This is a genomic window from Flagellimonas chongwuensis (assembly GCF_013376415.1).
GTDB classification, from domain to species: domain Bacteria; phylum Bacteroidota; class Bacteroidia; order Flavobacteriales; family Flavobacteriaceae; genus Flagellimonas; species Flagellimonas chongwuensis.
This window is the reverse complement of record NZ_WYET01000001.1, coordinates 123403-137151: the sequence shown is the minus strand read 5'-3', so window position 1 is coordinate 137151 and position 13749 is coordinate 123403. Positions and strand designations below refer to the sequence as shown.

The following is a 13749-nucleotide window of genomic DNA, read 5'->3' as shown; positions in this document are numbered from 1 at the left end:
AATTCATTCAACAGCTTCTAATAAACAAAAACCACTGAATTTATTGTTACTCTATACACCAAAGAAAGGTATTTCGGTTTTCACGCTTGCGTGAAAAAAGGAATAGCAAGAGGGTGATGCGCAGATTGCGCCATCACGGTTGTTTTTGGGTATTCAACAAGTTGAAAACCAGTTGATTGACCTGATTTTGTAATACTTCACAAAAATCGGGGCTACAGTAAACTTTTCCTAAATCTACAGTAAACCCTTTGGGAAGCCCTGTAAGCCCTGGAAATTTTTGACGAAAAAATTGACACAATTTGATGAAAAAACAAAATGGCCTATGGAAGCAGTCTAAAGCTTAAAATAACGGAATGGAGATTGGAACAATATAAAATTGAGGCTAACAGACCGTTGGATTACCTCAAATGATGAGAAGAGTATATCGGATTAATGGATAAAATTACCTCGCTCAGTAGTATTAGTTAAGGGTAAGTTTTGGGACGCTTGCAGCACTTCACTGCGTTACGCTCGCTAAATTTTGATTTTTAATACTAAATGAATCTTGGGTAGCGCAAGCTTTTCATAAAATCAAGTTTTCTAGAACTCATCTGTCAATTGTCCATCACCCCAAATACCTTTTTGTAGTATTTTATGCTCATTGTTATAAAAAATGCCAAGTCCAGTGCGTTTTCCTTGTGAAAAATCACCAAGATAATATTGTCCGCTAGGTCTATAGAATTCTTGACCGTAACCGTTATGCTGTTCATTTACAATTGTTCCGATATGCGCCATTCCAGATTTCCAAGAATAAGCACCTACATGATCTCTTTTACCATTGGTAAAAAACCCAACATAGCTATCTCCATTGTCAAACTTGTAGTACCCAAATCCATTCTGACAGTCACCTACACAGTTTCCCCGTGCAATTTTCTTCTTGTAATCATCGGTAAGGAAATCCTGAACCAACTTTCCTTTTTCGTATTTGCCTGCCTGCAATATTTCACCTCCGTTTTTAATATAGCCATAGCCATTCTGATACCCTTTTGCCCATTGTCCAATGTAATAGTTCTTACTGTCTATCCATGTGTATATGCCAAATCCATCTCTAAATCCATCAACAAAGTTTCCCTGATAGTATCCTGAATTGTCCTTGTAAAATAAAGTTCCTTGCCCATGTGCCTTTCCATTGCTAAAAAAGCCTTCAATAGTGTAGGTCCCAAAATCTGCTTTCCCAAAGCCATTGGAACAGTCACCATTTAAACATGTTATGGTGACCTCGTTTTTGGTCGCTTCAGCCTTCCCTTGTTTAGTGTCGTTCCTGAGCCTGGTAATATCTTGAAGAAACTTCATTGATTTAGACATTAAAATGGGGTCGCTGAGTTTTGGCAGGTCTTGTAATTTCCCCTGATTGGATGAATAAGCCAATTCTGGAGTTGTTGGTGTACCGTTACCGCTAATGGTGCCGTTAGTGTATGTGATGATCCTGTATTTTACTTCGTCAATATTCCATTGATACTTACTTCCCGAATAGTTAGATGCTTTGAATTTTGTTCTTTTGATCCAATTGCCATATTCATCATACACATAATCGTATAAAATGCTTTCCCATATATCGGACATCCCCAATTCTTCCTCCAAATGGTTTTGGTCATTGTACCGAAAGTAGCGTATGTCATCTTGGTTATATGATTCATGTAATTTTAATCCATCGTAGGAATAATTGCTCGTATAGAAAACCGTGGCCTTACCATTGCTGGATTCGGCAAGTTCATAAACGATCACATATTTTTGATATTTAAAGATGGCCCCATATTTTAAACCACCCAGAACAATATATTGCCCTTCATCATTTTTTACGGTTTCTGGCAAGTCATCCGAAATTATACCAATAGGTGTTTTGTAGATGTAAAGTGTTTTGGCGATTCCTTCTTGTTTTCCCGATGAGTTGAACTTCTTCATAATGGCTTTTGAACTATCGGCCAAGTAATTATAGGAAGTACGTGTTTCGTAAATGTTGTCCAAGTAAAGTTTATCCTCTGTCAAATACCCATTGGAGTCGAACAGAAGTTCATTCTTTTCACTATATAAATGGGCTCCAATAGCATGATATTTGGTGATGGACATCGCTTTTACCTGTCCGTCCTTTATATCAAAATTGTTAAGGTGTAGGTTTTGAGCAGTCCCGTTGTAATAAAAAAAGTGTGCAAGAATTATAAGTACGGTAGAGGAGAGTTTTTTGAGAATGGTTTTGGAATTCATCTGTTTTGATGGATTGGTTTCCAGCAAAACTACCGGAAACCCCACCTGTAGTGCAATAGGACAATTGCCCTATTGTATGGATTTGTACAGGTTCTAATTTTGGTTCTGCATAATAAATGACTCATGCCCACATTAGAAACATTGCCCTTAGAACATGGAGACAAGACCAAGCTTAGGCGTCAGTTATATGGCATGTTGCTATTTCCGGTAGTCGTGATTGGAATATTCTGGTCGTTCCTTTCTATTATGTTCAATTCCAGTTTTGCCAATGATTCCTTTGGCATTTATATGATGATGGCATTCTCGGTTTTATTTTTTGGCGTCATAGCCTATATCATTGCATCTACAGCAATCGATTTAAAAAGAAGGGTTAAAACACGGATTTCTGGAAAGATTACGGATAAGAGGCTGCACAAATCCACTGTTAGTAATAGACCTGTTCATGGTCATAGAAATAGGACAAAAACCAGAAGTTCATATTATATCTATATTGATAATGATGAGTTTGCAGTGGACTACTCTTGTTACTCGAAAGCTAGGGTAGGTGCAGAGGTGCAGTTGGACCGTGCGCCCAAATCAGGAATTACATTAGATTTTCAAGTGGTGCGGCGGGCTGATGAAACCAATGGTATTCCAAAAGAAGATGAAGAGGAAAAGCATTTGGAGAAGCACGTACCCCACGCTAGATATACACCAAAAAATCATGAGGTTTTGAATCGTAAATGGAAAGCTGAAATAAAAAATCGTCTGGTCAAATCCAGCCCTTTTCTAGCCATCGGATTTCTATTGATCATAAATGGATTTTGGAGTTTTGTAGTTGTTCTTTTTCCGCTATGGGCCGTACCCCTTTATCAAGGATATAGACTCTACGTGGCTTACCGAAATTATAATAAGAACAAGAATAGGTCATACAAACGTGGCGTGCCCGCGGTAGTTGAAGATAAATTTACCCATACCTCTAACCGACATTCAAAGAATAATCGGATCGTACTTACAACAGGGTCACTCTTGGTAAGTGCGGTCTTGTACGATAAACTTTCTGTTCGTGATAAGGTAATTTTATATAAAACCCAATATGGCAATATACCGTTAAGTTTAGTGCTTCCCAATGGTGAAGAAATTCATCTTCTCTAAAAGCTAATTATGCTCGGCAGTGTGTTGTTATTGATTGCGATGATAGGGCCTATGGTACTCTTGGCAACTTTTCTACATTATCTTTTTCCCGTTGAGAATGTCAATGGATTTGATCAATGGGTTCCGGCGCTAGTATCGGCGTTTTCAGCTTGGTCCTTTTTTACAAGTTGGTTATGGTTTTATCTGTTTAACCTCTATTTGAGTTTGCCCGTATTCCTTCTTGCACTTGCACTACATCTATGTACTGTCCGCAAAAATCTGAACCCGAAGTTGATACGAATAAATACCGCCTTGTTAATGGCTGCAATATTGATGGGGTTTGTAAGCTTCCTTTATTTTGATATTTAAAATGAAAACTGTCGGTTTTCCTTCATTTTACGACAATTGCCCTATTGAAACCAAGATACTGGGAGACTAGGTTTGTTCAAAACTTTAAACCAATAGTATGAAACGTATCAATTTATCTGTATTTTCTTTTTTATTGATCCTAATGTGTGTCTTGCCAGAGGTCAATGCCCAAAATGTCAAGGATTTTAAAATCAAAATGTTGGGGCCCGCTAATTTGAATTTTAGAAAGAGCCCAAAGAGAATTGTTATTTCCGATTTTCAAGTCAATTTCCAAACAGCACTTCAATTAGAGGACAAGAAAAAAGGCGGAAAACTGTGGAGAGGTGGAATAAAAGGTGATGCCAAGGCATCTTTGACCTTGGTGTTGGATGGGCTCAATATGGACGAGCTGCAGCAACTAACCGATAAGCTCTTTGAACAATATAAGGCAGACCTCGCTTCCAATGGATTTGAGATAGTTCCCATTGAAGAGTTATGGAACCATAGTACCTATCAAAAAAACCGTGAAAAGCGATGGGATTTAAGATCAGGTCAAGGAGGGGAAAAAGGAGATGAGTTTGGCGCCATTGTAATGCGTCCCACCGGTCAAAAATTTATTGTGAACAAGCAATCCATGGAAAATAAGAAGACCGGTCCCTTGAAAATAGCCAATTATGAAGAGCAAGTCGAAATGAAAGTATCCAACCAAAAAACTGATTTTATATTCAATAAGGTGGTTTTGAACGTACTCGCTTTCGATAATGCATTGAGCGAAACTACACGAGCCTTGAACAGACATGCCGGATATGCACAGGTAAAGGCAGAGACCGATTTTAAGATTGATTCAAAAAGTTACAATAAGTTTAATATTGGTATGATGGTTTCCAATCGTGGTGTAGAGGTCGAAGGGGTTCTTGAAAAGCAAAAATTTGATGCTTCTCAAGGAGCAGATGTGGACAGGAGAGGAATGGATGCTGGCGTGTTTCACGTTTGGCGCGTAGAGGACAAGGAAGATATAAATGTTTCAGTCGTAAAATGTAATCCAGAAACATATAAGAAAGGAGCAGAACTAGCCATTACATCATTTTTGGATGCCACTATCGAAAAGTTGGTGGACAAGGCGAATTAAATTTTCTGGAAAAACTTAAATTATATACTCAATTGGATTAGTTTTAAGCACCAACCATTTTTTTCTCTAATGACCATTTTTCAGAAGACCCTGATTCCCATTTTACTTTTCGGCCTATTGTCTTTGCATACTGTTGAGGCGCAGGATATTCAACAGGCCATCAATGCGTTGAAAGATACCTTGGAAGTCAAGGAAGGTGAGGACAGGATTCTTGTCTTGAAAGATATCGCAATGAAGTTTCGTTCCATAGATATGGACAGTGCCAGATATTATACAAAATTGGCATTTAATGAAGCAGAAGCTTTGGATGACGATTATTACAGGGCCAGGATATGGATTGTGTACGGGATTCTCTCTTGGGACGAGGGCAGGCCCAAAGAAGCATTGAGTTTTCATTTGAAGGCTAAACCTATTTTGGAAAACTCCAAAGATTATTTTGTTTTGGGAAGTCTCTATACCAATTTAGCCAATACGTACGAAGCACTATCTGAGTTTGATAAGGCGGTAGATTTTCAGTTTAAGGCTTTGGAAAGCTTTACGGAAGGAAAGGATACCCTCTGGATAGCAGGATCCTATTTGAATTTGGGGAATAGATATAAGTTGATTCAAGAACCTGGTCTAACCATGGAGTATTATCTCAAAGCATTGGATTTGTACGAAAGAATCGGGAACAACTATTTTATGGCGATGTGTTATAACAGTTTGGCCGTGGCCTATTTAGAAAACAAACAGTATAACAAGGCCATTGAATATGCCAAAAAATCGTACGACACCAATAAAGATGTAGGAGCTATTTTAGAGCTCGCGTATCCTTTGACGAATTTGGCTTTAGCCAGTTGGGCACTTGGTAAATATGATGAAGCGGAACTTTATTATATTGAGGCCATAGCCCTTCAGGAAAAAAAGGGAGAGCGTTTGGCCCTGATTTCCCTAAAAAATGACTTGGCCAATATATATCTTAATCAGGGAAAAATGAATCGTGCTGAAAAATTGGCTTTGACCACATATCGAGAAGCAGATTCTATAGATTACCTTCCAGGTATTGATGCACTTTCCAAGACCCTGTCCTTGATTTACGAAGAAAAACCGGATTTTAAAAAGGCCTATGTTTATCACCAAAAACATAAGGCAGCAAGAGATAGCTTATACTTTACAGAAAAGGCCAAGGAAATGTTTAACCTAAAGGAAAAGTACGAGTCGGAACAAAAGGAAAATGAGATACTCCGTCAAAAGAACGAACTGGTCGAAGGCGAGCTTGCTCTAAAAAATAGGAACAATATGCTTATGGGCAGTGGAGCTCTTTTGGCCATTCTGCTTATTGTCGGTTTTGTGATTTTTCGTGAGCAAAAGGTTAAGGCGAAGAATTTTGCAAGGGAAACCGCTTTGGAGAAGGCTATGGCAGAGGCTCGGGCACAAGAAAACCTAAAGGAACAACGTTTACGGATTGCCCGCGACCTGCACGATAATATAGGTTCGCAGCTCACATATCTTACCTCCATAACCGATTCCGCTAAAAGGGGCATAGACAAGGGAGAGGTATTCTTGATGGAAAAGCTCACCCAAATGAAACAGTTTTCACTGGTAACCATATCCGAGCTTCGGGATACCATTTGGGCCATGAACAAGGATGAGATCAGTTTGGAAGATATCAAAGAAAGAACCCAGCAATTGGCCGCGACCGTTCATGAAGCCACGGATGATAAAGTTAGGATGAAGGTTGAAGGGAGGCCGGATCATAAGGTGCTCAATGCCTTTGTAGGGATGAATCTTTTCAGAATTATTCAAGAATCCGTGAACAATGCCGTAAAACATTCCGGGAGTGAACAGATTCAAGTCAGGTTTACCGATATTGATAAAAAAGTACAAATTGAAATAGAGGACTTTGGCCAGGGGTTTGACACATTGCAGTCATCAAATGGCAACGGACTTCAAATTATGAAGAACAGGGCCGAAAAAGCCGGGATTGATTTCAAACAAGAAAGTATAATCGGTAAAAGCACCAAGGTAACATTACAGGTTAAGGCATAATTCTTTCAGCACAAAAAAAATACAAGACCATGAGCAAAATCAAATTGGCCATTGTGGATGACAATACGTTCTTAGCTAGGGCCATCAAAGAAAAATTGGTCGATTTTGAGGAATTGGACATCAAGTACATGGTTTTTAATGGTAGCGAGCTGCTTGCTAAACTGGAAAAAAGCCATAATCTGGATTTGGTGTTAATGGATATAGAAATGCCCATTTTGGATGGGATAGAAACTGTTCGTATCATAAAACAGAAATATCCCCACATTAAAGTGCTCATGCTTACCGTTTTTGACAATGATGAAAATATCTTCAATGCCATCCAGGCCGGTGCCGATGGTTATTTGCTCAAAGAGATTGAAGGGCCAAAGTTGCACAATGCCATTGTTGAGACCATTGGCGGGGGTGCGGCCATGAGCCCTTCGATAGCGGTAAAGACCCTAAAATTATTACGCTATCCCGAAAGACAGGAATCACTGTCCGTGCAAGAGGAAGAAATTTTGCTCAGCGACCGCGAAAAGGAGGTGCTGGAGCAACTGGCCGAGGGGTTAAGCTATACCCTGATTGCCAAAAATCTCTTTCTCTCACCAAGTACGGTTAGAAAACATATCGAGAATATTTATAAGAAGCTTCAGGTCCACAACAAGTTAGAGGCCGTGCAAAAGGCAAGAAGACAAAGTTTAATATAGTACTTCAAAAAGTGTAATTTATATTGCTTTAAGTATATTTGAAATGACGAAAGACAAATCAATCACAAAAGTTCACAAATCGTCAACATTTTGAAATCAAAAATCGAAAACCCTAATAAAACAAGGGGTCCGAGAGAAAAGTTCGATTCTTGCCGGGGCTACTTTTTGACTTCTTAATGATTCAATAAAGCATTTCTCTTTCCAGATAGGCTTCAAGTCAACTTGTATTGGTGCAAACAGTTCTTCAAAATATGGAAGTGCGTAATGTGACACACAATCTGGCCACCAGCGAATTAGAATACAATTCCCTGCTGGACTCCATCAAAAAAAGAAAAGATTAGGATTTTGCTGCTCCAAAGGAACAACACCTAGCTTGCAAAAGTTCCTCCTAAAGAAGTAATCACCAAATTCCAATTTTAACCAAATCGCCGTAACATCAACAATGAATATTTTAAGCCGAAGGACAGGGCAAAAATGAAAATTCATCATCCCCCATCATGTTTATTAAGTTTTCCAACCCGTCCATGCCGGTGATGACTCCTTGTGCCTTTCCGGTTCCCATTTTTCCAATAAAAGTCATAATGATACTTTTATATACATTACAGGCCAATTCTTTCAAGGCCAAGCTTACCTGCCCCTCCAGTTTATCGGGATTCATCACTATAATGGCTTCTGTGGCAAAGGCATAAAGTTTTACCAAGGTCATGCTGTACAATGCCACGATAGGGGCCGCCGATGTTGCAGCTCCCGGAATCATCATCATGAGCTGAATTCCCGCCACCACTTTTTTATATTCATCCATCACATTTTTCAGGGCTAATAATTGTTCCGCTGTCGAGGAGCTTCCGCCGCCGCTTCCATCTGGCAATATTCCCCGAAGTTCCCCTGTGTTTCGATCTACTTCATAGTAGGATGGAACATTCATATCCCTATCAAAAAAAGACAATTGGTTCTCCCTAAAAATCCGGTTATGGAAAACGTTGTGCTTATTTTTCAATATGTTATACCCGTATTCTGGTTCATTTCGGATATTGTGCAAACACACCAAATCATGTCCTTGTAATTGTTTTACGGCATTGTCCTCAAATACGGCTTCTTCCAAAAAGGCAAACTGGGCTGTCTTCTTGACCGTTTCGTAGAGATTGCCCCTTTTGGTCCCCGACCGGGTTATGCTGGCATATTTTGCAGTGGGCAGATAATCGAACAGGACCTTTGTTCTGTCCTCATAATAGCCGGGCTTCATTCTTAACAAACAGGAACGGAATTGGGTGGGATAGGTAATGGATTTCTCCGTGACGTGCTGATTCAATGGTTGCATCATGGTAAGCAACAACGGTGGGTACCCAAATGTACCCTTTTCCAGTGCTTCCACTGCTTTTTTGGTATCATTCCCTTGTTGAGCCATGAACCACTCTTCATTACTGACTAAAGATTTCAAGTATTCGGTGAGCCTCACGGACAAGGTGGGTGCTTCCCGTTCAAAGGCAAGCATGGCACCGCCCAGCATCATTTCGTGTACATCGTCAATATATTTTCGGCTGGGTGTGAATCGGTCCCTGTCCAGGTAATTGTCCCAACCGGCCAGAGTACGTTTTATTTTATTGCTCCTCCAACTAATTTCAACATATAATCCTATGATCCGTTCACCTAAATAAAGATTGTTTGGTTTGGGAAATGCAATTGTTGTTTCATCCGAAAGCTCTTTTTCTTTAATGGACACATTTATGCGGTGTTCCTTTTCTTCCTCAAAAGAATGGTAGGTAAGTACATAAGGGGGAAAAGACATCTGTGAAATGATGTTTTGAATCTCCTCTTTTGTTTTTTCTTGATCATCAGCAGGAATTTCCTTGAACTCAAAATTTTTCCGCAAGTGTTTATAGAAGGTATCAACATTAAAGACATTCAACAAAATGGCTGGTGGCCCCGTTTCGTATACATCTTTGTATTCGGCTTGGAATTGATCGTCATTGTGGCCATCGGTAGCGTACAATATCAAGTCAGAACTACTTTGCTTGGCCTTTAAAAGCGACGTATACACATTGGAAGTGGTTGCCTTGCTCCTGACACTGGCGTAGGGGTACATTTCCTTTACCATTTTCTCGAGCGATGCTGCAAATTCTTTTGCACCGTCTCCCCGATATGCTGTTGGCATACTCAATGAAGTATCGTAGAGCAGCATGATCTTTGGGGAAAACACATTTTGTTCCAACCACCCGGTAACGGCTTTACCATTATCGGTTATCTTAAAATTGGCAGCGGACAATCCTTCAACAATGGTTCCCGACCCATCCTTTGGGTATAGTTCCAATTTCACTTTAGGAAAAGCCATTGCTGTGGCCTTTACTTCAAAAGTCTCTACTTGTGAAACATCTCCAAGCTTTCCACTCTCTTCTTTGACTACCACGTTTTTAAGGATTTCCTTACCTTCCAAAGTAATGGGTTCGCCCACAAGTGAGCGTTCTTCCATAAAGGACAGGTCCTTATCAAATTTCTGATAGGCATAACAGGGCGTGAATGTGCTGATATCGGAAATGGACTTTGTGGCCTGTTGGGTGAAATCCATATTCTTTAAGAACTGTATCTGCATTGTACTGCCGATTAAATCGCTCAGTTTCCATGTCCCGGAAAGGAGCTCCTTTTCTTCCCAATAATCAATGGCCGTTCTATACGTCAGCGAAATGTTGATATCCTCTTCGCGTACCTGGGAAATTTTCGGGGCATCCTTGAACTTATGGTCTTGATTAGTTGGATGTAATTGACCCACTGGCACTTGCGAATCAAAAACATGGGCGTAATGTTCTACTCCATCCTGAAGATATACCACGGAGGGGACTTCGTTTTGGTGAAAGCGGAAGGAATTGGGCTTGATGGCCGAATATTGTTTTTCAGTCAGCTGTGATACAAGCTTATCTGCCAAGTTTGTGCATTTTTCATCGAGTTCCAATAATTGTTGGACTTTTCCATTGGTATCGTTTGCCCCTAGCAATCTCTTCCATTTTTTGAGTTGTTTTTTGCTGATGGGAGGTGCAAATGCTGCTTGGTTGTCACGAAATACGATATTCTTTACTTTCTCTTCGGTAATTTCAGTTTGCTCCAAGACCACTTTTGCCTCAAAACCGGCCTCGACCAGCATATCCTTCAATATTTCAGCTTTTTCACGGGGTGTGGCCAATCCGCATCGTAAGGCAACATCGGTTCCATAAATGGACAAACGGTTTGCTTGGTGAAGAAACTGCCCGATTTCAGGGATCATTTGCAGGCTATCGCGTACAAATTCAATCATGGCTTTGGGATCTTTGGCCGCAACCAATGCCTTCTTTCTGCCGGGAAGATGGTCTGGGCTTTGCTCCAACGCTGCAATCATTTCTTTCCAAACACCGAATGGAACAGCTGGGTCGTTGCTTTCACATCCCGAAAGTAACAATGGTGAAAAAGAGAGCCCTGCTGAACCAGCTCCGACCAATTCGATAAATTCTCTTCTGTTAAATTTCGATTCCATATTTGGTTTTCAAGATTGAAACTTCTGGGTATCCCCTTTTAGTAATGGTATGTTTGGGACTTTATTTAAATAGCCTATCTACTTCAAGTTCTTTAAAAGCATCCCAAACAACTTGTTTTTCAATATTGTCCGCTTGCATGTTTACTGCGAATCGGTCTTTGTACAGGAAGTTGATCAAAACCTTCTTTTCAGTTTTATAAATAGTTTCCACGCCCAACATGGTGTTGTTGTTCAGAATTTTTTCCGATTTAGTTTCGGTTTCCACATCAGTATTCAAGTTTTTGAAGGTAATGTACTGGGAGGTTAGCATCATACCCTTTTCCCCGGCACCATCGTTTATGTTCACTACTAAACTGTTTTTATCGGAACCTTCATATGTGGCCGTGGCACCACTAATTCCATAGCCCGTCAACGTACCTTTGACTATTTTCTGGAGTTCCATGCCCTGAAGGGTTTCTGGAAACCAACTGTTGAGCGTCTCCTCGGAAACAGGCGCTATTTTTTTCAGGTCTTGTGACTGTTTGGCCAAATCTTGTACTGTTTTGCCCATTTTTACGGTTTGATCAACAGAATCATCTTTTTTGTTCTGCGAATTGCACGAGACTATCAGTGCCACTAGTCCAAGTATTTTTAATGCTGTTTTCATTTGATTGCAATGGGTTTTGTTTTAATAGGAGACATTTATTTTGCCCGAAATTGGAAAATCACCGCCACGCTCTGTCATTCCACTGCCTTCGCCCGTGAAGGTCATTTCCAGATTATTTTCCGTTAATTTTTTAATTTTGATGGTACCTTTTTTGAATACAATGCGTTTGTTGGTTCTTTTTACATCCCTATCGGCATTGAAGAAGTTGAGATCCACTTTTATTTTCCCCGCATTCACATCTGGGATGCTGTATTCTACACTTTGGTCATCCAGAATATTGGTATGTGTAAGGTTTAGGTTGAGCTGAAAAGGGTTTTCATCCGCCCTGAACAAAAGTAAAATACTGTCCTTTGTGAAGGTTTGTTTTACAGGTAGCAGGTTTTCTTGCTCAATATGGAACACTTGGTTTTCCATGCTGACTTCCACTGCAATGTTGCCCGTAAGTTCGCCAGTGGAGGCTGCAACTTCTTTTTTTTGCCCATTTTTACATGAAACCAATAGGATTACGCCTACGAAAATGGAAAAAAGATAATTGTGGAAATATGATTTTCTAAAATGCATCATTTAAGTTTTAATATTGTGCTACTTTGATTTTAATACGACCATTTCTTTCTTTTCGTCGAACATTACAAGGAAAGTGTCCCCAGAGACATAATCGGGTTTTTCTACCACATAATCCCTAAATAAAAACTTACTTCCCGGGCTATAGGTTTGTGACAGATCAAAGGCCAGTATGGCATCTTTTTGAGGTACCACGGAAAAGTTTTTGGTGCTTTTTATGGATAGGAATGTCCTTTTTTCAATATCCGAATACTCATGTGGCCGTACTGAGCGGGAATCTGTTATGGAGCTGTTGCTGGCAAATTGCCTTTTTTTAATATCCGAATATTCATGTGGCCGTACCGAACGACTGGATTCTCCATAAAGCATGCCAGCAAAAAAAGTGCTGCCCGGGTATTTTTTGGCTGCTGTGACTTTGTCCGCCAAGGCTTCTAACGGAAGTATGTCCAAAACCGTTTTCATATCATTATCAATGGCCACAATGATTTTTTTGCCATTTTTAAGTGGTGCCGACTTAGATTGTGCCTGAGTGAGTGTGAAGATACTCATACATACAATCGCTGGGATAATTGCTTTTATTTTCATGATTTCATTTATTTAAGTTGTTCCAAATTCAATTCTTAGAGGATTAATTACCATTCTTTATGTGGGAACCTCTCAGGTCTCTAGCTATAATGCTAACTTAGCTTCAGGAGTGGGGTTGGTTGTCAATACCCTGTGCAGGGTTTGAGTGCATCCATTTCCTTGCTGATTTCTAGGGTGTTTTTAAGGAGGTTGCCGGGTTCGAAATACTTATTAAGTATTATTCCTATTGGGAGCGCAAAAGAACCTTTTCCATCTTTATTCTGATATTCTTCTTTATTATCCTTAAGAGTTTCTTCATAGAACTCCTCTATTATTGTTATATCCAGATCGGAATCCGTTAAATCTGCATAGGCAGGGAAAAGTTCATCATCTTCTACACCTCCTTCTCTATTTAATAAAGCTAGATAGTCATCATATTTTTTAACTATCTCAAAAAGTTCAGTATCCAAATCTACTAGGGCAGAAGGTTTATCCTGAGTCTCCCAATCAAAACTTGAGATTAAGTTCCATAAATCTTCAGTACAATACATTATAGTTGTTGAACTCATCATCATCATGAGCTTCATTCCATATAAATCATACTTTTTCCTACAATCACTGGTTGATTGAATTTCACCTGTCAATGCATCAAATTCTGATTTATATTTCAGCATTATGTAAAGACATTTTGTCTCTGGCAGGTAATCATCAAGGTCATTAATATAATTAACATATTCAGTAAAAGAATTTTGAAAAGCTTCTTTAAATTTTCGGGTAGCGTCAGTATCTGCGGCGGCTTTTTCGGCGTCATCCTGTGCTTCTCCAAAAAAATCCTGCGCTTCGCCCATAATGTCCCCAAGGTCAAAATCCTGTGCCTGCATTCCAGTGCCGATAAGCAAGAAAATCACGGTGTATCCCAATATTTTTTTCATGT

10 protein-coding genes are annotated in these 13749 nt (G+C 39.7%); 4 read left to right on the top strand and 6 right to left on the bottom strand.

What is annotated here, in order from left to right; all coding sequences use genetic code 11:
* Window positions 1-579 precede the first annotated feature (579 nt).
* Complete coding sequence (locus GUA46_RS00555; RefSeq protein WP_176618869.1) at window positions 580-2241, bottom strand: MORN repeat-containing protein; 1662 nt, start codon at window positions 2239-2241, stop codon at window positions 580-582.
* A 123-nt stretch (window positions 2242-2364) separates the two neighbouring features.
* Here GUA46_RS00555 and GUA46_RS00550 point away from each other — a divergent pair, with 123 nt between their 5' ends.
* From GUA46_RS00550 to GUA46_RS00535, 4 genes are all read left to right on the top strand, one after another.
* A complete protein-coding gene (locus tag GUA46_RS00550) occupies window positions 2365-3375 on the top strand; it encodes a hypothetical protein (RefSeq protein ID WP_176618868.1) in 1011 nt (336 codons plus the stop codon).
* Window positions 3376-3820: 445 nt separating this feature from the next.
* Window positions 3821-4831, top strand: coding sequence for a hypothetical protein (locus GUA46_RS00545; protein ID WP_176618867.1), 1011 nt, complete (start codon window positions 3821-3823; stop codon window positions 4829-4831).
* Window positions 4832-4900: 69 nt separating this feature from the next.
* A complete protein-coding gene (locus tag GUA46_RS00540; protein WP_176618866.1) occupies window positions 4901-6859 on the top strand; it encodes a tetratricopeptide repeat-containing sensor histidine kinase in 1959 nt (652 codons plus the stop codon).
* A gap of 29 nt (window positions 6860-6888) precedes the next feature.
* Complete coding sequence (locus GUA46_RS00535; RefSeq protein WP_136564776.1) at window positions 6889-7545, top strand: response regulator; 657 nt, start codon at window positions 6889-6891, stop codon at window positions 7543-7545.
* A 451-nt stretch (window positions 7546-7996) separates the two neighbouring features.
* Here the strand turns inward: GUA46_RS00535 and GUA46_RS00530 are convergent, their stop codons facing one another.
* From GUA46_RS00530 to GUA46_RS00510, 5 genes are all read right to left on the bottom strand, one after another.
* Window positions 7997-11044: a hypothetical protein gene (locus tag GUA46_RS00530; protein ID WP_176618865.1), complete on the bottom strand. Its 3048-nt coding sequence runs from the start codon at window positions 11042-11044 to the stop codon at window positions 7997-7999.
* A gap of 61 nt (window positions 11045-11105) precedes the next feature.
* Complete coding sequence (locus GUA46_RS00525) at window positions 11106-11690, bottom strand: hypothetical protein (protein WP_176618864.1); 585 nt, start codon at window positions 11688-11690, stop codon at window positions 11106-11108.
* A 21-nt stretch (window positions 11691-11711) separates the two neighbouring features.
* Window positions 11712-12251: a hypothetical protein gene (locus GUA46_RS00520; RefSeq protein ID WP_176618863.1), complete on the bottom strand. Its 540-nt coding sequence runs from the start codon at window positions 12249-12251 to the stop codon at window positions 11712-11714.
* A 21-nt stretch (window positions 12252-12272) separates the two neighbouring features.
* On the bottom strand, window positions 12273-12836 hold the full coding sequence (locus GUA46_RS00515) for a hypothetical protein (RefSeq protein ID WP_176618862.1): 564 nt from the start codon (window positions 12834-12836) through the stop codon (window positions 12273-12275).
* A 122-nt stretch (window positions 12837-12958) separates the two neighbouring features.
* On the bottom strand, window positions 12959-13747 hold the full coding sequence (locus GUA46_RS00510) for a hypothetical protein (protein WP_176618861.1): 789 nt from the start codon (window positions 13745-13747) through the stop codon (window positions 12959-12961).
* Window positions 13748-13749 lie beyond the last annotated feature (2 nt).